Origin of the sequence: Pseudonocardia adelaidensis (genome assembly GCF_039543345.1) — a bacterium.
GTDB lineage: Bacteria > Actinomycetota > Actinomycetes > Mycobacteriales > Pseudonocardiaceae > Pseudonocardia > Pseudonocardia adelaidensis.
Map to the genome: position 1 here is coordinate 111,583 of NZ_BAABJO010000005.1, position 19,285 is coordinate 130,867.

Annotated in this window: 17 protein-coding genes; 11 read left to right on the plus strand and 6 right to left on the minus strand. The window is 74.4% G+C overall.

Annotation, left to right across the window (positions count from 1 at the left end; genetic code table 11):
- Window positions 1-51: 51 nt before the first annotated feature.
- Complete coding sequence (locus ABEA81_RS08005) at window positions 52-1,002, minus strand: LysR family transcriptional regulator (RefSeq protein WP_345604197.1); 951 nt, start codon at window positions 1,000-1,002, stop codon at window positions 52-54.
- 12 nt (window positions 1,003-1,014) lie between these two features.
- Window positions 1,015-1,593, minus strand: coding sequence for a TetR/AcrR family transcriptional regulator (locus ABEA81_RS08010; RefSeq protein WP_345604198.1), 579 nt, complete (start codon window positions 1,591-1,593; stop codon window positions 1,015-1,017).
- An 86-nt stretch (window positions 1,594-1,679) separates the two neighbouring features.
- Between ABEA81_RS08010 and ABEA81_RS08015 the strand changes: the two genes are divergently transcribed.
- From ABEA81_RS08015 to ABEA81_RS08030, 4 genes are all read left to right on the plus strand, one after another.
- On the plus strand, window positions 1,680-2,606 hold the full coding sequence (locus ABEA81_RS08015) for an aldo/keto reductase (RefSeq protein WP_345604199.1): 927 nt from the start codon (window positions 1,680-1,682) through the stop codon (window positions 2,604-2,606).
- A gap of 78 nt (window positions 2,607-2,684) precedes the next feature.
- The gene (locus ABEA81_RS08020; protein WP_345604200.1) at window positions 2,685-3,158 is read left to right on the plus strand and encodes a 2,4'-dihydroxyacetophenone dioxygenase family protein; all 474 of its coding nucleotides are present in this window, start codon (window positions 2,685-2,687) and stop codon (window positions 3,156-3,158) included.
- Between the two features lie 159 nt (window positions 3,159-3,317).
- On the plus strand, window positions 3,318-3,947 hold the full coding sequence (locus ABEA81_RS08025) for a TetR/AcrR family transcriptional regulator (RefSeq protein ID WP_345604201.1): 630 nt from the start codon (window positions 3,318-3,320) through the stop codon (window positions 3,945-3,947).
- Window positions 3,931-5,181: an MFS transporter gene (locus ABEA81_RS08030; RefSeq protein WP_345604202.1), complete on the plus strand. Its 1,251-nt coding sequence runs from the start codon at window positions 3,931-3,933 to the stop codon at window positions 5,179-5,181. Before ABEA81_RS08025 ends, ABEA81_RS08030 begins: the two co-directional genes overlap by 17 nt.
- Here ABEA81_RS08030 and ABEA81_RS08035 read toward each other — a convergent pair.
- Window positions 5,136-5,552 (minus strand): nuclear transport factor 2 family protein, encoded by a 417-nt coding sequence (locus tag ABEA81_RS08035; RefSeq protein ID WP_345604203.1) that lies wholly within the window; start codon window positions 5,550-5,552, stop codon window positions 5,136-5,138. The two genes, ABEA81_RS08030 and ABEA81_RS08035, sit on opposite strands and share 46 nt — an antisense overlap.
- 59 nt (window positions 5,553-5,611) lie before the next feature.
- On the opposite strand from ABEA81_RS08035, the gene ABEA81_RS08040 reads away from it, so the two are divergent.
- Window positions 5,612-7,207, plus strand: coding sequence for a phytoene desaturase family protein (locus ABEA81_RS08040; protein ID WP_345604204.1), 1,596 nt, complete (start codon window positions 5,612-5,614; stop codon window positions 7,205-7,207).
- Between the two features lie 123 nt (window positions 7,208-7,330).
- Here ABEA81_RS08040 and ABEA81_RS08045 read toward each other — a convergent pair whose 3' ends face one another.
- Together ABEA81_RS08045 and ABEA81_RS08050 are read right to left on the minus strand one after the other, a co-directional pair.
- On the minus strand, window positions 7,331-9,154 hold the full coding sequence (locus ABEA81_RS08045; RefSeq protein WP_345604205.1) for a hypothetical protein: 1,824 nt from the start codon (window positions 9,152-9,154) through the stop codon (window positions 7,331-7,333).
- 296 nt (window positions 9,155-9,450) lie between these two features.
- On the minus strand, window positions 9,451-10,230 hold the full coding sequence (locus ABEA81_RS08050; protein ID WP_345604206.1) for a YqjF family protein: 780 nt from the start codon (window positions 10,228-10,230) through the stop codon (window positions 9,451-9,453).
- A 107-nt stretch (window positions 10,231-10,337) separates the two neighbouring features.
- On the opposite strand from ABEA81_RS08050, the gene ABEA81_RS08055 reads away from it, so the two are divergent.
- Genes ABEA81_RS08055 through ABEA81_RS08065 form a run of 3 tightly spaced genes read left to right on the plus strand, consistent with a single transcriptional unit; the run spans window position 10,338 to window position 14,322 of the window.
- Window positions 10,338-10,820, plus strand: a complete 483-nt coding sequence (locus ABEA81_RS08055) for a MarR family winged helix-turn-helix transcriptional regulator (protein ID WP_345604207.1) — start codon at window positions 10,338-10,340, stop codon at window positions 10,818-10,820.
- 59 nt (window positions 10,821-10,879) lie between these two features.
- Window positions 10,880-13,522 carry an MFS transporter gene (locus ABEA81_RS08060; protein ID WP_345604208.1) on the plus strand — a complete coding sequence of 881 codons (2,643 nt, stop codon included), beginning with the start codon at window positions 10,880-10,882 and terminating at the stop codon, window positions 13,520-13,522.
- Complete coding sequence (locus ABEA81_RS08065; RefSeq protein WP_345604209.1) at window positions 13,519-14,322, plus strand: YceI family protein; 804 nt, start codon at window positions 13,519-13,521, stop codon at window positions 14,320-14,322. The genes ABEA81_RS08060 and ABEA81_RS08065 overlap by 4 nt, the downstream gene beginning before the upstream one ends.
- Window positions 14,323-14,403: 81 nt before the next feature.
- On the opposite strand, the gene ABEA81_RS08070 is transcribed toward ABEA81_RS08065, so the two are convergent.
- A complete protein-coding gene (locus ABEA81_RS08070; protein WP_345604210.1) occupies window positions 14,404-15,453 on the minus strand; it encodes an NAD-dependent epimerase/dehydratase family protein in 1,050 nt (349 codons plus the stop codon).
- A 128-nt stretch (window positions 15,454-15,581) separates the two neighbouring features.
- On the opposite strand from ABEA81_RS08070, the gene ABEA81_RS08075 reads away from it, so the two are divergent.
- The 3 genes from ABEA81_RS08075 (at window position 15,582) to ABEA81_RS08085 (ending at window position 19,250) form a co-directional block, all read left to right on the plus strand.
- Window positions 15,582-17,375 carry a thiamine pyrophosphate-requiring protein gene (locus ABEA81_RS08075; RefSeq protein ID WP_345604211.1) on the plus strand — a complete coding sequence of 598 codons (1,794 nt, stop codon included), beginning with the start codon at window positions 15,582-15,584 and terminating at the stop codon, window positions 17,373-17,375.
- A 6-nt stretch (window positions 17,376-17,381) separates the two neighbouring features.
- Complete coding sequence (locus tag ABEA81_RS08080; RefSeq protein WP_345604212.1) at window positions 17,382-17,828, plus strand: universal stress protein; 447 nt, start codon at window positions 17,382-17,384, stop codon at window positions 17,826-17,828.
- 264 nt (window positions 17,829-18,092) lie between these two features.
- Window positions 18,093-19,250, plus strand: coding sequence for a trypsin-like peptidase domain-containing protein (locus ABEA81_RS08085; protein WP_345604213.1), 1,158 nt, complete (start codon window positions 18,093-18,095; stop codon window positions 19,248-19,250).
- The last annotated feature ends 35 nt before the right edge of the window (window positions 19,251-19,285 follow it).

The window sequence follows — 19,285 nt, forward strand, 5'->3', positions numbered from 1 at the left end:
AGACGGTAGGAGTGGCCGGTCGCGGCGGTGAAGAGCGAGTTCCGGATGGGGCTATTCGGATGTCGGATCCGGCACCGGCTCCGTGCCGTCGGGGCGGGGCTGGCGGATGATCTGCTGCAGCAGGGTGCGGGCCGCGGCGGTGAGGTGGCGGGCGGAGTCCCAGTGGACGGCCACGCGTCGGCCCGCACCGCCCTCCAGCCTGCGGACGCAGACGCCCGCGGTGTCGGTCACCCGCGCGGCGAGCGCGTTGGTGATGCCGACCCCGAAGCCGTGGCGCACCAGCGACATGAGCGTCTGAGGCTGGTTGGTGGCCTGCACCGGCTCCAGCTCGTACCCGCACTCCCGGAAGCGCCGGTAGGACTCGAACTCGCCGGTCTCCGGCGCGTCGAGCCTGCCGATGGACAGCAGCGGGTGCGTGGCGACCTCCGCCACCGGCAACGGCTCCGGTAGCTCCGACAGCGGGTGCCCGGGCGGGTGCAGCGCGACGAGGGACTCACCCCACAACACGTGCTTGCGCACGGTCGACCGGGCCGGTGCCGGGCTCACCGGCCGGATGCACAGGTCCAGCTCGCCCGCGGCGAGCGCATCGTCGAGCTCGAGCGTGGAGCGCTCGACGAGCACCACGCGCACGTCCGGGCTGCTGCGTGCGGCCTGGCGGAGCACGTGGGGCACGAACGCGGCGCTGGCGCTGGGGTGGCTCCCGAGGGTCACGACGCCCCGGGCGCCGCCGCGCCACGCCGCCATGGCGGCCTCGGTGGTCTCGACCTCGCGCAGGATCGACCGGGCGTGCTCGGCCAGCGCCGTGCCCGCCTCGGTGAGCTCGACGGGCCGCTTCCGCCGGTTGAACAGCGGGATGCCGACCGCGCGCTCCAGCGCGGCGACGTGCATGCTGATGCGCGGCTGGGAGCGGTGGGTGGCCTCGGCGGCGGCCACGAAGCTGCCCGTGTCGACGACCGCGAGGAACGACACCAGCCATTCCAGCCGCATGTCCGATCTCAGCATCGCGGCCAGACCCTACGTCCCCGGGCCGCGCCGCACCATCAGGGCGTCGAGGACGAGGTCGAGCAGCCGCCCCGTCTGCTCCGAGGTGCCGTCGGTCCCGGCGGACAGGAGCACCCCGACGAGCATCGCGGTGACGTCGCCGGGAGGGACGTCCGCGCGGAGCGAGCCCTCCCGTGCGCCCGCCGTGAGGATCGTCGCGATCGCGCCGGTGATGCGCTCCCTGGTGGTCGGGGTGGCGATCCGTCCCGATGCCCAGCCGGCGCGGAGCGTGTCGAGCATCCCCCGCTTCGTCGAGACGAACGCCGCGTAGCGGTCCATCCAGGCGCGGAGCGCGACCGCCGGCGGGAGCTCGTCGAGCAGGGCGGAGGCGCTGCTCGTGACGTCGTCGAGCTCGGCGCCGTAGACGGCCTCGACGAGCGCCTCGCGCGTGGGGAAGTGGCGGTAGAGCGTGCCGATCCCGACACCGGCCTGCCGGGCGATGCCCTCGAGCGAGACGGTGCCGTCGGCGGTGGCGAAGGCGGCCCGGGCGGTGGCGATGAGCTTCTCGCGGTTGCGCCGGGCGTGGGCGCGGACGGGGAGGTCGGGAGCCAAACCGGAGGCACCTCCGATAATGGTACGGTTGCTGCGGCGGAGGGGCCTCCGCTTCCGCCATAATCCCACGAGGACGGAGCTCTCGAATGTCGACCCACACCCCGTCGTCCGAGGTCACGCGCTCCGGCGGCGCGGGCATCCTCGCCGGCCGCACCGTGTCCCGCATCGGGTACGGCGCGATGCAGCTCGAACGTCTGCACGGCGACCGCGCCGCCGCCGTCGCGCTGCTCCGCCGCGCCGTCGAGCTCGGCGTCGGCCACGTCGACACCGCGGAGTTCTACGGGAACGGCCTCGTCAACGGGCTCATCCGCGAGGCGTTCCGCCCCGAGGACGGCGTTGTCGTCGTGAGCAAGGTGGGCGCCGACCCCGACCCGGGCGCCCCCCGCCCGCTGCGCCCCGCTCAGCGGCCCGAGCAGCTGCGGGCGAGCGTCGAGGACAACCTCAGGAGCCTCGGGACGGACCGGATCCCGGTCGTGAACCTCCGGCGGCTCGACGCGGGCCCCGGGCTCCGGGCCGAGGGCGACCAGGTCGTCGACCCCGACGACCAGCTCGCGGTGCTGACGGCCATGCGCGACGAGGGCAAGATCGGAGCGATCGGGCTGAGCGGTGTGACGATCGACGTGCTGCGCCGGGCGATCCCGGCGGGCATCGCCTGCGTGCAGAACCTGTACAGCCTCGTGGCGCGCGACGACGAGGACGTGCTCGCGCTCTGCGTCGCCGAGGGGATCGCCTGGATGCCGTTCTTCCCGCTGGGTGGCGCGTTCCCGACCATGCCCAAGGTGACCGACGAGCCCGCGGTGCGGGACGCGGCGCGGTCGCTCGGCTGCACGCCGGCGCAGGTCGGCCTGGCCTGGCTGCTCCGGCACGCCCCGAACGTGCTGCTCATCCCCGGCACCGCCGACCCCGAGCACCTCGAGGCGAACGTCGCCGCGGGCGCGGTCACGCTCGACGGCGAGATCCTCGCCGCGCTCGACGCGGTCCCGTCCCGCCCGGCGGACCTGCCGCTCCACTGACCGCAGCATCAGCCGTGCGCATGCCGGCATCCACGAAGCGCGATTCACGCTGCGCGCGTCCGGAGGTACAACGGGGCGATGAGTGACCTCGCGAGCGAGCACGCCTTGGACTTCCTGGTCCAGTCGGCCGACCTGCCCTGGGTGCCGCAGGGCTCGAACAACGTCTGGTTCAAGCCGATCCGCATCAACCTGGAGAAGGGCAGCTGGGTCAACCTGCTCAAGGTTGCCAAGAGCGGCGTCGTGAACCGGCACCGCCACCTCGCCGAGGTGGAGGGCTGGGTGCTGCAGGGCAGGTGGCACTACATCGAGCACGACTGGCAGGCCACGCCCGGCGCCTACGTCTTCGAGCCGCCCGGCGACGTCCACACGCTGGTGGCCGATGTCGAGGACGAGTCGCAGCCGATGCTCACGCTGTTCTCCATCCACGGCCCGATCGAGTACATGGACGCCGACGGCAACCTCGCCTACGTCGAGACGGCGGAGACGAAGCTGAAGCGCTACACGGACTACTGCGAGGAAGCCGGGATCGAGCCGGCGGAGATCGTCTTCTAGCGGGTGGCACGCGGGGCCCCGCCGGCGCACCCGTGTCGGCTCGGGCACCCCGCGTGGGCGGGCGCCCCCGTCGACGGGCGCGTGGAGCGAGACGGGGTGCGCGGCCGTCCCGCGCTGCGGTGAGTTGCGTAGTGAGGACTCACTACGTATCGTGGAGGCATGCCTTCCGAAGACACCCCACGCCGGCGCGCGCCGCGCCAGAGCACCGAGGAGCGGCGCGCGATGATCGTCCGGGCCGCCATCCCGCTGCTGGTCGAGATCGGGCCCTCCGTCACGACCCTGCAGATCGCCCGCGCCGCCGGGATCAGCGAACCGACGATCTTCCGCGCGTTCGCGGACAAGAACGAGCTGCTGGCCGCCTGCCTGACCGAGATCACCGATTCCCGGCACGTGGTCGACGAGCTCGACGCGATCGATCCCGGCCTGCCGTTGCGGGACCGCCTGATCGCGTTGATCGAGGCCGTCCGGGCGCAGGGGGAGCGCACCGGCGCGGTCGTCGACGCGGTCAGCCTCGCGGGCATGTCGCGGCCGCGGCGGGAGGACGTTCCCGAGGACGAGCGGGCGCGCCTGTCGGAGCGCCGGAACGCGTCCTGGGCGCGGTTGCGGGCCGCCGTGGCCGCCGTGCTCGAACCGGACGCGGCGGAGCTCCGCATGCCCGCGCCGGATGTCGCCGGCATGGTGCTCGCGATCGTGATGTCGCTCGGGCGAGGTGGCGGCTGGGGCGCGGGCGACGCGAGCGTCACCACCGACGGCCTGGTCGACCTCCTGCTCCATGGCATCACCGCGTAGCGCGGTCGCCGGCGACCGCCGGTTCGCCGCGCTGTGGGCCGCGCACAGCGTCTCGACCTTCGGCGACGCGCTCACGACGCTGACCCTCGTCCTGCTGATCACGGAGACGACGCACTCGGTGGCCGCGGTCGGCGGGCTCACCGTGGTGATCGCGGTCCCGGGCATCGCGGTCGGCCTGCTCGCCGGCGCCTACGTCGACCGCTGGGACCGGCGCCAGATCATGATCGTCGCCGACGTGTTGCGGGCGGCCCTCCTGGTGGTGCTGGCGCTGGTCACCCGGGGGTCGGTCGACCTGCCCACGATCTACGTGATCGCGTTCCTGCAATCGGTCGTCGGTACCTTCTTCAACCCGGCGCGGGCCGCGCTGATGCAGGTGATCGTCCCCGCCGACGAGCAGCTGCGCGCCAACTCCCTCGTCCAGACCACCACCGTGACCGGTGAGCTCGCAGGCGTGACCCTCGCCGGCGTCCTCGTCGCGGGGCTGCACACCTACTGGATCTCGTTCGGGGTCGACGCGGCGACGTTCGCGGTGTCGGCCGTGCTCGTCGCGACGATCCGCGGGGTCGCGACGGGCGCCGCCGGAGGGGACACCGCGACCTGGACGGCGGTGCGCGACGGCCTGTCGGCGGTCCGTTCCGCGCCCACGCTCCAGGCGCTGCTCATCGTGTTCGGCGCGCTCACCTTCGCGCTCGCCCCGATGGCCGTGCTGCTCACCCCGTACGTCGTGGACACGCTGCGGATCTCGACCGCATGGATCGGCCCGATCCAGGCCGGGGACACCGCGGGCAACATCGTGGGCGGCCTGCTCGTCGCGATGCTCGCCCGGCGGCTCGCGCCGCGCAGGCTGGTCGTCACCGGGCTGTTCGCGCTGGCGGCGGTGATCGCGTCCACCGCGCTGGCCACCACGGTCCCGGCGTTGATGGCGGTCCACCTGCTCTTCGGCCTGCTGACCGTCGCGATCGGGACCGGGATCGGCGCGCTGACGCAGACGGAGGTCGACAACGCCCTGATGGGCCGGTTCGTCGGCGTCATGTCGATCGTGCCCGCCGCGGTGTCCGTGCTCGCGGTGGCCCTGTCCGGCAGCCTGGCCGCGGCGCTCGGCGTGCGGACGGTGCTCGTCGTCGCCGGCGCCGTTCTCGCCGCCGGCGCCGGCGTCGCCTGGGTCCGGTTCCGGCAGGCGGCCCGCCGTCACACGGCGTCGAACGCCCGCGCCACGGCGAGGCTGTCCTCGTAGATGTGGTAGCGGGTGATCAGCCCGTCCGCCACGGTCACGTGGAGCGCGAACGCGGCGACGTAGCTGCGGCCGGTCGGCTTCGCGGTGTGGGCGATCTCGCCCAGCACCACCGCGTCGGCCCCGTCGACGAGCACCGCGTGGACGCGGGCGTCGCTCTCCCCGGGCACGTGGTGCTCGGCGATCTCCCGGAAGTTGTCGGCGGCCTCGGCCCGGGTGCCGCGGCGGCGGATCCACGGCACGGTCTGCGTGTAGTCGCCGTCGGGCCAGTCGAGCTCCCAGTCCACCTCGTCGGCGAACAGCGGCGCGATCCGGTCCGGGTCGCCCGCCGCGATGCGGCGCAGGAGCTCGTCGACCGTCTGTCGGGTGTTCATGGGACCAGCCTGGCGGCCGGTCGCGGCACGATCGATGACGTCCCGGGTAAAAGTGGGACATGGAGATCGCCGACGCGGTCGTGATCGGCGGCGGGCACCACGGCCTCGTCGCGGCGGCGGTGCTGGCGGACGCCGGCTGGGACGTGTGCCTGCTGGAGGCCACCGACGTGCTCGGCGGCGCCGTCCGTTCCGCCGAGCTGCACCCGGGGTTCACCGCGGACCTGTTCAGCGCGTTCTACCCCCTCACGGCGGGGTCGCCGGTGCTGCGCGCCCTCGACCTCGGCGGCCACGGGCTGCGCTGGGCCCACGCGCCCGCCGTCCTCGCCCATCCGGCGCACCCGGACGGCGCCCCCGCGGCGGTCCTGCACCGGGACCGGGAGCGCACCGCGGCCGCCCTGGGGCCGGGCGACGGCGAGGCGTGGCTGCGGCTGTGCGCGCAGTGGGACGCGATCGGCGACGCGGTGCTCCGCTCGCTCTTCACCGCGTTCCCGCCGGTGCGGGGGCCGCTGGAGCTGCTGCGCCGCACCGGCACCGCGGACGCCCTTCGGCTCGCCCGCTTCCTCGCGTTGCCGGTCCGGCGCATGGGGGAGGAGCTGTTCGCGCGCGAGCCTGCGCGCCTGCTGCTCGCCGGCAATGGCGGGCACGCCGACATCCCCCCGGACGCGCCCGGCAGCGGCGTGTTCGGGTGGCTGCTCGCGATGCTGGGCCAGCAGCACGGCTTCCCCGTGCCGGTGGGCGGGGCGGGGGAGCTCGCCGCGGCACTCGCCCGGCGGGCCGCGGCGGCGGGTGCCGAGCTGCACACGGGGGAGCGGGTCGAACGGATCGACGTGCGCGGTGGCCGTGCGGTGGCCGTGCACTGCGCCACCGGCCGCACGGTGCGGGCCCGCCGCGCCGTGATCGCCGACGTCGCCGCGCCCGCGCTCTACCGCGACCTGCTGCCGGCGGCCGCGGTGCCGTCCCGGCTGCGCGCCGATCTCGAGCGCTTCGTGTGGGAAACCCCGACCGTCAAGGTCAACTGGGCGCTGCGCGAGCCGATCCCGTGGCGCAACCCGGGCACGGCCGGGGCCGGCACCGTGCACCTGGGCGCCGACGCGCGGGGCCTCGTGCGGTGGGCGGGTGAGATCGAGTCGGGCACCGTCCCGGCCACACCGTTCCTGCTGCTCGGGCAGATGACCACGGCCGACGCCTCCCGCTCCCCGGCAGGCACCGAGAGCGCGTGGGCCTACACCCACCTGCCCCGCGGTGTCGCCGACGACCGCACCGCGGACGGGCTGGCCGAGCGGATCGACGAGGTCGTCGAGGCGTTCGCGCCCGGCTTCCGGGACCGCGTGGTGCACCGGATGGTCCAGCGGCCCCGGGACCTGCAGGCGGCCGACCCGAACCTCGTGGACGGGGCGGTCGGCGGCGGCACGGCGCAGCTGTACCAGCAGCTCGTGTTCCGCCCCGTGCCAGGGCTCGGCCGGTCCGAGACGGTGGTCGACGGCCTGTACCTGGGCAGCGCATCGGCGCACCCCGGTGGTGGGGTGCACGGGGTGTGCGGCTGGCTCGCGGCCCGCGCCGCGCTCGCCGACCACGGGTTGCTCGGGGGGCTCCGCCGCCGCGCCCGGTCCGCGGCGCTCGAGCTGATCTACCGGGACCCGCCCCCGCCGAGGTGAGGGCGGCGCCGGGGCGCGACGGGCCGGGCGGCCCGCTTCGCCCACCCACCCCCGACCTCGCACGGCGCCCGCCCGTGCGTAGGCCCGATCCCTTCAGCGGGGTGATGCGTGAGCGGCCGGGGATCAGTCGCTCTGCGCGCTCTCGTCGTCGCCGCTGCTGTCGGCGCTGCTGCTGTCGTCGCCGCTGCTGTCGGCGTGCTCGCTGTCGTCGCCGCTGCTGTCGGCGTGCTCGCTGTCGTCGCCGCTGCTGTCGGCGTGCTCGCTGTCGTCGTCGGCGTCGCTGCTGCTGCTGTCGCTGTCGTCGGTGCTGCGAGCGTCGCTGCTGTCGTCCCCGTCCGCGTCGTCGGCGCTGCTGCTGTCGTCGGTGCTCGCCCCGTCGGTGCTGCTGTCGTCGGTGCTGCTGTCGTCGGTGCTGCTGTCGGTGCTGCTGTCGTCGTCCCGGATGGCGTCGCGCGGGTCGTCGTCGCTGCTGGTCCTGTCGTCGTCAGCGGCGGCGTTGTCGGCCCGGGAGTCCTCGTCCGACCGGTCGCCCAGCAGGGCGGAGGTCAGGCCGCCGACCGCGTTGCCCACGGTGTCGGTGACCTCCCGCCCCGGCTCGTCGGCCGTGGGCGTCGCGTCGCCGGTGTCCGTGTCGGTGTCGTCCTCGCGGTCCGCGCTCCCGAGCGTCACGGAGGGCACCTCGACGGCCGGGACCTCGACGTCGGGGAGGTCGACCTCGGCGGGGCCCAGCGCGAGGCCGGGCGGTTCGATCGTCGTGGCGGAGACCTTCGCCCCGGGGAGGGCGACCTCGGGCGGTGCGTCGGAAGACAGCGCGAGGCGGGCCCCGGAGACCTCGACGTCGGGGGTCGTGACGGGCGCCCCGGACGTCGCGACCGGGCCGACGCGCGCGCTCGAGGCGGCGAGGTCGGGCGTGCGGACCTCGGCGGGCGTGGTGGACACCGACACCTCTCCCGGCGCGGCTGCGACGGCCACCACCGGTGGGACGACCGCGCCCGGCCCGGCGGTCACCGCCGGAGTGCGGAGCGGGCCCACGGCGGGCAGCTCGGCGCCCGTCGCCGGCAGCTGCACGGCCGGCGTCGTCACCGCGGGGGCCGCCAGCACCACACCCCCGCCGGTCTGCGAGCCGCCTCCGCCCGGACCGGCCGGTTCATTGCCGGGGGACGCGCCGGGGGCGCCGCCGCCGGGGATGCCGCCGCCGGGGGCGTGCCCCGAACCCGGACCCGTACCGCCGCCCGTACCGGTGGCAGGCGGCGCGGGCGATGCGCCGGGCGGGGGCGTCCACGACCACGTCCCGCCCGGCGGGGTGCCGGCTCCGCCGGGCGGGACGGTCCCGGGCTCGGGCCCGACTGCGGGACCGGCCGGCCCCGTCGGTGCCCTGTCCGGAGTCAGGGGGCGCTGGACCGGGTCGGAGCGGCCGAACGCCGCGGGGCGGGTCGCCGGGACACCGAGAGCGGTGCCGTCCACCTCGGACGGGATCCCGTCGGCGAACAGCAGGCGCATGGCGGCGAACACGGACCTGTCCGCACCGGTGCCGCCGGACGAGCCGTATCCGGAGTCACCCGGCGCGCCCGCGGACGGCAACGGGATGTCGCGGTCATGGCCCGGCGCCGAGCGGCTCGCGGCGTCCTCGACCACCGACGGTCCGAGCACGGCCGTGGCGGCGAACAGGGCGCCGGCCGCGACCGCGACCTTGCGGACGTTCCGCCGGGGTGGCTCGGGCGCAGGCTGCGGGACCCGGGCGTGGCCACGCGGCAGCAGCGGGCGGTCGGCCACGTGGGGGCCGCGGCCCTCACGGCGCAGCAGCGCCGCGACCGACACCGCGCCTGCCGGGCCCGTCGGTCGCGGGGGAGGCGGGGGTGCCCCGGCGTGCCGGGCGAGCAGCTCGGCGACGCTGATCGTTTCGGCCCTGCTGGCGCGGGGGCCGTGCGAACAGGTGGGGTGTTCCACGGGTCACGCCTTCCGGGTGTTCGTGCAGGTCCAGATCGGGGGCGAGTCGATTCCTACTCGCCACGCGCGGGGGACGGCCAGACGCTGTTCGCCCGCTCGTCGGACGTCACCTGATCAGCCGCGAGACCTCGTCCACCGCCACCGAACGTCCCGGAACTACCACCCACCGATGTGGACGCCACCTCTTCGTGCTGATCGACGGTGCTGATCAGGCCGAACGGAGCAGTAGCACCGAGCCTCACGATGAGTGCCCGCCCCGCTACCCGTCGCGCGGGTGTGACCGTGGGTCACGTGACTCACCCCGACGGCGCTGCCCCGTTGTCCGGGCGACCAGTCGACACAGGGGCCGTGAGGACCGGACACCCGAACGTCGCGGCCACCCCGCCGCTGAAGGCGACGTGGTCCGGCGGGCGCCGCGCGAGGTCGCCGAGCCCGGCCGCGGCCAGCAGCCCGTCGTCCAGCTCGTGCACCTCCGCGCGCCGCAGCGGCCAGGCGACGTGCGTGGTGGGCAGGTACCAGGTGCGGCCGAGGTGGCCGACGTGCAGGCCCCAGCGGGCGGTGAGGAACCGCTCCAGCGGACCGTCGATCGGAGGCCCGACTGGCGCGACGGCGACCCGGCTGCGGACCGGCGGGCCCGGCCCGCGCAGTCGGGCGGAGTAGCCGCGCAGCGCGCCTGCGCGGCCGAACCGCATGCTGGCCCACCGGTACGGCAGCCCGAACACGGCGCGGCCCGCGGCGACGGCGGGCCGGCTCTCCGCGGCCATGCAGCGGAACACCACGCCGCGGCGGCCGGCGGCATCCACCGAGTACAGCCGCACGTTGGTCTCCAGGAACGTGCCCCACGGCACCGGCGGGCCGCCCGCGACGGCCGTGCCGACCAGGCGGAACGGGATCAGCCCGACGTAGGTGGACCCGTCGGCCACGTCCGGCGCCACGCCCGCCGGGAGCAGGTGCCGCACCGCGTCCGGGTCGACGGCCCAGTGCAGGAACGCCACGTCGAGCCAGTGTTGCGTGAGCAGGTGCGGGCGCGGCATGGGCGGCGGGTCGGCCCGCGCGGGCCCGATCGGTGCTTCCACGGTCGCATCGTGCCGCGCGCCGCCGGTGTCGGACGACACACCCAAATCAGTTGTAGAGGCCAACTAATTGCGTATAGTTGTTGGTAGCAACCAACTTGGAGGCTCTTGTGATCACTGCGGCCACCGCCGACGAGCTGCTGGAGCTCCTCCGCACGGTCATGCGGGCGAGCCGCACAGCACGGCTGGGTCCCGAGGCGGAGGACATGCCCGGCTGGAAGTTCGCCGTGCTCGGCCTGCTCGCCCGGGAGGGGGAGCAGCGCCTCGGCCAGGTCGCGGCGCACCTCGAGGTCGACCCGTCGGTGGCCAGCCGCCAGGTGGCCACGCTGGAACAGCTCGGCCTCGTCACGCGTCGCCCCGACCCGGCCGACGGCCGGGCGCAGCTGCTCGCCGTCTCACCCGCCGGGCTCGCCGCCCGCGACGGGTACCTCGCCCAGCGGGCGCGGTGGGTGGCCGATGCGCTCGACGGCTGGGACGACGCCGAGGTCGCCCACCTGGTGGAGCGGATGAACCAGCTGGTCGCCCAGCTGCACTGCGCGCTGGCCGCCCACCACCGCCCGCCCGCGCGGGTGGCGGCCGGGTCCGCCTCCTGAACACACACCACATGACACGTGCCCGAGCAGAGTCCCGAGCATCGGCCCGAGGAGAAGGATTGACCACCACAGCAGAGGAGACGCTGCCTGCCCAGGCCGCCGTCGCCCGACAACCGGCTGCAGCCGACAGCGGGCGGATGTCGCGCAGGCAGGTCCTGGAGGCGCTCTCCGGGATGCTGCTCGCGATGTTCACGGCGTTCCTGTCGTCGACGATCGTGTCGAACGCCCTGCCGACGATCATCACCGACCTGCACGGCACGCAGAGCCAGTACACCTGGGTGGTCACCGCCACCCTGCTCGCCTCCACGGCCACGACTCCGATCTGGGGCAAGCTCGCCGACCTGTTCAGCAAGAAGCTGCTGGTGCAGCTGGCGATCACCATCTTCACGGTCGGCTCGATCCTCGCCGGCTTCTCGCACTCCGTCGGCATCCTGATCGGCTGGCGGGTGCTGCAGGGCATCGGCCTCGGCGGGCTGCAGGCCCTGATCATGATCGTGATGGCCGCGATGATCAGCCCCCGCGAGCGGGGGCGCTACACCGGTCTGATCTCCACCGTCATGTCGGTGGCCCCGGTGGCCGGCCCGCTGATCGGCGGCCTCATCGTCGACACCGACTGGCTGGGATGGCGCTGGTGCTTCTGGGTGGGCGCGCCGCTCGCCGTGGTCGCGCTGGTGGTCGTGCAGCGCACGCTCAACCTGCCGGTCGTCAAGCGCAAGGTCAGCATCGACTACCTGGGCGCAGCGCTCGTCGCGGGTGGCGTGTCGGCCCTGCTGATCTGGGTGACGCTCGCCGGCAACCAGTTCGCGTGGGGCTCCACCACCTCGCTCGCCCTCGCCGGGCTCGGCCTGGTGCTGATCGTGCTCTTCCTCGTGGTGGAGGCGCGGGCCAAGGAACCGATCATCCCGCTGCGGCTGTTCCGCGACCGCACCACCACGCTCGCCATCCTCGCGAGCATCGCCGTGGGCGTGGCCATGTTCGGCGGCGCGGTGTTCCTCGGCCAGTACTTCCAGATCGCGCGGGGCTTCTCGCCGACGGCGGCCGGACTGCTCACGCTGCCGATGATCCTCGGATCCATGATCGCGGCGACCGGCTCGGGCTCCCTGATCACCCGGTACGGCAAGTGGAAGATCTACCTGGTCCTCGGCGCGATCTTCCTGCTCCTCGGGTTCGGTGCGCTCTCCACGATCGACCACAGCACGAACCTGGTGCTGGTCGGGTCCTTCCTGTTCGTCCTCGGCCTCGGCATGGGCATGTCGATGCAGAACCTCGTCCTCGCCGTGCAGAACTCCGTGGCCGCCACCGACCTCGGGGCCGCGAGCTCCACCGTCACGTTCTTCCGCTCCATGGGCGGCACGATCGGCGTGTCGGTGCTCGGCGCCGTGCTCGCGTCCCGGGTCGCCGAGCTGACCGCACGGGGCCTCGCCACCGCGGGCGTGGCCGCCCCCACGGGCGGCGCAGGCATCGGCAACCTCAACGAGCTGCCCGCGGCCATCGCCGCGATCGTCCGCGCGGCCTACGGCGACGCCACCGCCTGGATCTTCATGATCGCCGGCGCCCTCGCGATCATCACCCTGATCGCCGTGCTGGCCATCCGTGAGGTCCCGCTGCGCACGGAGACCGGGATGGAGCGCGAGCGGGCCGAGGCCGGCGCCGTCACCGACCGCGCCGTCACCGACCGCGCCGTCACCGACCGCACTGCTACCGACCGCGCCGTCGCCCCGAGCGGCAACGGCACGCGGCTGAACGGCAGCGCGTACGAGTGGGAACGGCTCGGCGCGACGAACGGCAACGGCAACGGCAACGGCAACGGCCACCGGCCCGCCGACGGGGAGGGCAAGCACGCCGCCGTCCCCGGAGCTCTTCCGGCCACCGAGCGGCCGTCACCGCGCCCGCGCCGGACCCCGACCGGCCCGGGCGTCCACGGCACCGTCTCCCGCGCCGACGGCGCCGCGCTGAACGGGGCGGTCGTCACGGTCACCGACCAGGTCGGGCGGCAGGAGGGCAGCACCACCACGGACCACGACGGGACCTACCGCGTCACGCTGACCAGCGGCGGCACGTACCTGGTGGTCGCCGCATCCGGCGCGCTGGAGCCGCGCGCCGCCCTGGTGCCGGTGGCCGAGCAGCCGGTCCGCCACGACATCGTGCTCTCGGGCAGCAGCGGGGTGTACGGCCTCGTCACCAGCACCGCAGCCGGCGCCGACGGGCTCCCGCGCCCGGTGCCCGCAGCGTCCGTCACGCTGATCGACGTGCGGGGCGTCGTCGCCGGTTCCACCCGCAGTGACGGCAGCGGCCGGTACCGGCTCCCCGGCGTCCCGGAGGGCCAGTACACGCTGGCGGCCACCGCGCCCGGCCACCCACCGGTGGCGCTGAGCGTGCGGCTCGACCCGGATCGGCACACCGAGCGTGACATCGCCCTGCCCGCCCGCGCCGTCCTGCGGGGCACCGTCCTCGCGACGGGCGCCGTCGTCGACCACGCCGTCGCCACCCTCGTGGACGCCGACGGCACCGTGGTCGCATCCACGATCACCGGCCCGGGCGGCACGTTCGAGTTCGCCGACCTGCCCCCGGGCACCTACACGCTCAGGGCGCGCACCTACGACCCGGTGGCGCAGGTCGTGCAGGTGTCGGCCGGGACGACGGCCACGACGGTGGTCGAGCTGGTCCCGCCGTCCGTCGACGCCGAAGAGGTGTACCGGTGACCGGCGGAGCGGTCGCCGGTCGGCTGGCGACCTCCGACGGGCGGCCGCTCGTCGGCACACTCACGGCGGTCGACGCTACCGGTGGGCAGGCCGCCCGCACCGCGAGCGGCGACGACGGCCACTTCCTCATCGACGGGCTGCCCGCGGGCGGCTACACGGTGGTGGTCGCCGCGCCCGGCCGGCAGCCGCGGGCCAGCGCGGTGACGGTGGCCGACGACCGGATCACTCCGCTCGGCGTGCTGGAGCTGGCCCCCGAAGCCGGCGCCCCGCTCCCGGCCCCGGGCACCTGGACGATCGACCCGCAGCACTCGAGCATCCGCGTGAGCGCACTGCACCTCGGGATGAGCCGCATCCACGTCCGGCTGCGGCGCTTCGGCGGGCACATCGAGGTGGCCGACCCGTTCGAGGGCAGCTCGGTGGAGGTCACGATCGACCCGGCAGGCCTCGACTCCGACGAGCCGGACCGCGACGCGCACCTGCGCAGCACCGACTTCCTCGACGTCGTCCGCTACCCGGAGATCCGCTACAAGAGCGAGGGGCTGCGGCGCGTCGACGCGGAACGCTTCACGCTCGACGGCGTGCTCACGCTGAAGGACGTGAGCGCCCCCGTGCCGCTGCACGTCGTCTACGGCGGCACCGGCCCGGACCTCACCGGTGGCACGCGCGCAGCGTTCTCCGCCTCCACCGAGATCTCCCGCGACGACTTCGCGATCAGCTGGAACCAGCCGGTGCTCGCCGGCACCCTGGCCGTCGGCCGCACCCTGCGCGTGGAGATCGACATCCAGGCCTGGCGCGCGTAGCGGAGGCGGTCTTCGCGGGCACGGGCGGATCCGGCCCGGGAACGCGCCGAACTGCTGAGCAAGGCCGGTGCCCTGATCCGGCTACGGTTGCTCGCCCGCGCCCGTGCCCACCTCGCGGGAACGCAGCGGTCCTCCGGTGCGCGGGGAGAGCGGGGGCGTGTCCATCCCCGCACCGTCGCGGAGCCCGCCGAGGAACTCGTCGAGCGTCTCGAGCGAGTCGTGGCGCGGTTGCCAGCCCAGCTCGGAACGGGCCCGGTCGGTACTCATGATCGGCACCCGGAGCAGGGCGTCGAGCAGGTGGGGCGATGCCGGGGTCAGCCGCAGCTGCCACGCGGTCGCGACGGCGGCCCGCGCGGGGCGCGCCGGCAGCCGCACCGGGCGGGCACCCAGCAGCCGGGCGAGCTGCTGCGCGTCGACCACCGGGTCGGTGGCCACGTTGAACGCGCCCCGCACGTCCCGGACCACCGCCCGCCGGAACGCGTCGGCCGCGTCGAGGGAGTGCACCACCTGGAAGCGCAGGCCGGGCAGGTCCGGCACCACCGGGATCAGGCTCGGCCGGACGAGCCGGTTCGGCAGGAACGGGCCGACGAACAGCCGCCGCTGCTCGGCGCCCGTCTCCCGCTTGAAGACGAAGCCCGGGCGGATGCGCACGATGCGCAGCTGCGGGTGCTCGGCCTCGATGCGGTCGAGCACGCGCTCCAGGTAGGCCTTCTCCCGCGGGTACGCGGCGGTGGGCCATCCGTCGGTGGGCCAGCTCTCGTCGACCGGGGTGTCCTTCGGGCCGGGTGAGTATGCCCCCACCGAGGATGCGTGGACGATCGTGCGCACGCCGGCCTCGACCGCGGCGCGGAACAGCCGGATCCCGCCGAGCACGTTGACCCGCCACGTGAGGATCGGGTCGTGCGACGGCTGGATCAGCCAGCCCAGGTGGACCAGCGCGTCGGCGCCGCGCAGGTGCGCGGCCACGTCGTCGGTGGCGATGTCCGCGGTGGCCCATTCGACGTCGTCCGGGCGCCACGCCGGTGAGCGCCGCGCGAGGCCGAGCACCGAGGTGACGTCCGGATCGGCGACGAGTGCGGGGACGAGGCTGGTCCCGATGTTGCCCGTGGCGCCCACGACGACGACTCGCATGCCGGTGGGTGACCCGTGGTGCCCGTCGCAAACTGGCCGATTCGCACCCGCACGACGCGGTGTCACGCCGCTGATCTCGGGTAAGCCCCCCGGTAGGACCGGCGAACGAGCAGTGGAGGCGAGTGCACGTGGCCGACTCAGTGGGTGACTACGTCCTGCGCAGGTTGCGGGAGTGGGGTGTCGAGGAGGTCTTCGCCTACCCGGGGGACGGGATCAACGGTCTCGTGACCGCGTTCGGGAAGGCGGAGGACCGGCCGCGGTTCATCCAGTCCCGGCACGAGGAGATGTCGGCCTTCGAGGCCGTCGGGTACGCGAAGTTCTCCGGGAAGGTCGGCGTCTGCATGGCGACCTCGGGGCCGGGGGCGATCCACCTGCTCAACGGCCTGTACGACGCGAAGCTCGACCACGTGCCGGTCGTCGCGATCGTCGGGCAGACCGAGCGCAGCGCGATGGGCGGGTCCTACCAGCAGGAGGTGGACCTGCAGGCCCTGTTCAAGGACGTGGCCAGCGAGTACCTGGTGGAGGTCAACGTCTCCGAGCAGCTGCCGAACGCGCTGGACCGGGCGTTCCGCACCGCGCTCAGCCGCCGCGCGCCGACCGCGCTCATCATCCCGAGCGACCTGCAGACCGAGCCGTACACGCCGCCGCAGCACGCGTTCAAGCAGGTGCCCTCCAGCGAGCCGGGCCTGGTGGCGCCGACGCTGGTGCCCGCGGAGGCGGAGCTCGTCCGCGCCGCCGAGGTGCTGAACGCAGGGCACAAGGTCGCGATACTGGTCGGGCAGGGCGCCCGCGGCGCCGCCGCCGAGGTCGAGCAGGTGGCCGACGTGCTGGGCGCAGGCGTCGCCAAGGCGCTGCTGGGCAAGGACGTCCTGTCGGACGAGCTGTCGTTCGTCACCGGGTCGATCGGGCTGCTCGGCACCCGCCCCAGCTACGAGCTGATGCGCGACTGCGACACGCTGCTGATCGTCGGATCGAGCTTCCCGTACTCGCAGTTCCTGCCCGAGTTCGGGCAGGCGCGGGCCGTGCAGATCGACATCGACGGCACCATGATCGGGATGCGCTACCCGACCGAGGTGAACCTCGTCGGGGACTCCGGGGCGACCCTGCGGGCGCTGCTCCCGCTGCTGGCCGGGCCCACCGACCGGGCGTGGCGGGAGAAGGTCGAGGAGAACGTCGCGGGCTGGTGGGAGACCATGCGGCGGGAGGCGATGGTCGACGCGGACCCGGTGAACCCGATGCGGATCGTGTGGGAGCTCTCCGAGCGCATCCCGCACAACGCGATCGTGACGTCCGACTCTGGCTCGGCCGCCAACTGGTACGCCCGTCACCTGCGCATCCGGGGAGACATCCGCAGCTCGCTCTCGGGCACCCTGGCCACGATGGGTCCCGCGGTGCCGTACGCGATCGGCGCGAAGTTCGCCCACCCGGACCGCCCGGCGATCGCGCTCACCGGCGACGGTGCGATGCAGATGAACGGACTGGCCGAGCTGCTGACGATCGCCCGCTACGCGGACCGCTGGTCCGACCGCCGCTGCATCGTCTGCGTGCTGCACAACAACGACCTCAACCAGGTCACGTGGGAGTTGCGCGCGATGGGCGGGGCGCCGAAGTTCGAGGAGTCGCAGGTGCTGCCGGACGTCTCGTACGCCGACTTCGCCCGCGGCCTCGGCCTGGAGGCGATCACGGTCACCAGCCCGGACGAGCTGGGGCCGGCCTGGGACCGCGTGCTCGCCGCCGACCGGCCCTCCGTCCTCGACGTGCACTGCGACCCCGAGGTGCCGCCGATCCCGCCGCACGCCACGTTCGAGCAGGCGAAGTCGGCGGCGCAGGCCGTGCTCAAGGGCGACCCGGACGCGTTCCACCTGGTCGCCGAGGGCATCAAGACCAAGCTCCAGGAGGTCGTTCCCGGCCGGGGGAGGTGAGGCGCGGTGACAGCCCAGGAACTCGCCGTCGGGGTGGACGGCACGGCCGAGGGCGTGGCAGCGCTGCGCTGGGCCGTGGACCACGCGCGGGTGACCGGAGCGCGGGTGCTGGCGGTCGCGGTGACCGAACCGCCGTTGCCGGTGGCGGGCGGCCCGGAGGTCGGCGGGGCGTTCATCGCGCAGCCCGCGCTCGACGACGAGCAGCTCACCGCGGCCGCCGAGGCCTGGCTGTCCGAGGCGATCGCGGCGCTGCCGGCCGACGCGAGGGAGCTGGTGGAGCGGCAGGTGCGGCACGGGGACGCGGCCACCGAGCTCCTGGAGGTGGCGCGCGACGCCGACCTGCTGGTGCTGGGCAACCACGGCCGCGGCGGGCTCACCGGTGTGCTCGCCGGGTCGGTCGCGCAGCGGTGCGCCCACCACGTCACGTGTCCGCTGGTGCTCGTCCCGGTGTGAGGTCCACATGAGGTGTGTGACGTGATCGGGTGTACGGGGCCGCAGGCCGGTCACGAATCGCGCAGAAGTCGTGCACCAATGGCTGACGGCGGGCACACTCGTGGGCATCGACGAGGACGAGAACGACGGGGCGAGCGGCTCCCGGTACGGGGTGTGGACGGGAGTTCGCCGGGGGGCGGACGCTGCCGATCGGAGGCCGGGAAGCGCGCGTTCCACCGTGCACGAGCCCATGGGGGGAACCGAAGCGTGAGATCCGTTGGGAAGGTGTCGACAGGGGCACTGGTCAGACGGCTGTCCGGGCTGGCGGTGGCGCTGGCCGTCGTCGCGGTGTCGCTGCTCACCGGGGCCGCGCCGGCGCAGGCCGACGAACCGGCGCCGCCGCCGCTGAACGGCCTCATCGACCCCGGGCTGCTGGAGTCGGTCCAGCAGTCGATCGTGGGCCTGGTCATCACCTGGGAGGAACCGCAGGACCCGTTCGCGCTCGCCCCGGCGCCCGCGCCCGCGGCTCCCGGGGACGACCTGCCGGTCATGACGATCTGCACCGGCTGGTTCGACTCCCCCACCACGATCGTGACGGCGGGCCACTGCGTCGACCCGGCGGAGGGCAGGCAGGCCCTCGACAACCGTGCGGGCCCCGCGGTCGACCCGACCACCGGCGCACCCCAGCCGAGCCAGGGCGCGCGTCCGGAGCCGAAGCGCACGGTCTGGGCCTTCCAGCCGCGTGAGCTGCAGGGCGCCGTCATCACGGCGCCGGTCATCGTCCGGGTCGACAGCTTCCGCAAGGCCGACGAGGGCGACACCGCCAAGCTCGAGATGTACGGCATGCCGCCGGCGAAGCCGCTGGCGATCGCGCCTGGGGAGCCGCAGCTCGGGGAGACCGTGACGTCGATCGGGTTCCCGGGGATCAACATCGACGAGACCGACGGCGTCGACATCCGCGGCCTGGCGAGCGGCGGCAAGACACCCGCCGAGGTGCTGCAGGACTCCCGGCTCCAGCCGGTGAACACCAGCGGCACGATCACGGCCCGCCAGTTCCGCCAGGGCGTCGCCGTCTACCAGATCAACGCCGACCTCGCGGAGGGCATCTCCGGCGGGCCCACCATCAACGCCCGCGGCGAGGTCCTCGGCATCAACAGCCAGATGACCGTGCCGTTCATCGGGCAGAACTTCAACGTCATCACCGACACCGGGATGCTGCGGGACTTCCTGGGGCAGGGCGCCGCGCAGCCGGGGGCGGCCCCGCAGGGCGAGCCCAGCCAGGTCGCGATCGAGAACACCGCGAGCGGCACCGGGCAGGCCGCACCCCTGACGGTCGTCATCGCCTTGATCGGTGGAGCGGTCGTCGGCGCGATCCTGATGTGGCTCTTCGCCCGCCCGAGGTCCGCGCCTGCGCGATCCGGTTCGGGGGAGTCCGAGGAGTAGTCCGAGGAGTAGCGCCCGCCCCGTCCCGCCGACGC

What these genes read in the sequence shown, in the direction of transcription:
- ABEA81_RS08005 (WP_345604197.1), bottom strand. Translation starts at nt 1,002, where the DNA reads ATGCTGAGATCGGACATGCGGCTGGAATGGCTGGTGTCGTTCCTCGCG.
- ABEA81_RS08035 (WP_345604203.1), bottom strand. Translation starts at nt 5,552, where the DNA reads ATGAACACCCGACAGACGGTCGACGAGCTCCTGCGCCGCATCGCGGCG.
- ABEA81_RS08020 (WP_345604200.1), top strand. Translation starts at nt 2,685, where the DNA reads ATGAGTGACCTCGCGAGCGAGCACGCCTTGGACTTCCTGGTCCAGTCG.
- ABEA81_RS08070 (WP_345604210.1), bottom strand. Translation starts at nt 15,453, where the DNA reads ATGCGAGTCGTCGTCGTGGGCGCCACGGGCAACATCGGGACCAGCCTC.
- ABEA81_RS08025 (WP_345604201.1), top strand. Translation starts at nt 3,318, where the DNA reads ATGCCTTCCGAAGACACCCCACGCCGGCGCGCGCCGCGCCAGAGCACC.
- ABEA81_RS08030 (WP_345604202.1), top strand. Translation starts at nt 3,931, where the DNA reads ATGGCATCACCGCGTAGCGCGGTCGCCGGCGACCGCCGGTTCGCCGCG.
- ABEA81_RS08015 (WP_345604199.1), top strand. Translation starts at nt 1,680, where the DNA reads ATGTCGACCCACACCCCGTCGTCCGAGGTCACGCGCTCCGGCGGCGCG.
- ABEA81_RS08040 (WP_345604204.1), top strand. Translation starts at nt 5,612, where the DNA reads ATGGAGATCGCCGACGCGGTCGTGATCGGCGGCGGGCACCACGGCCTC.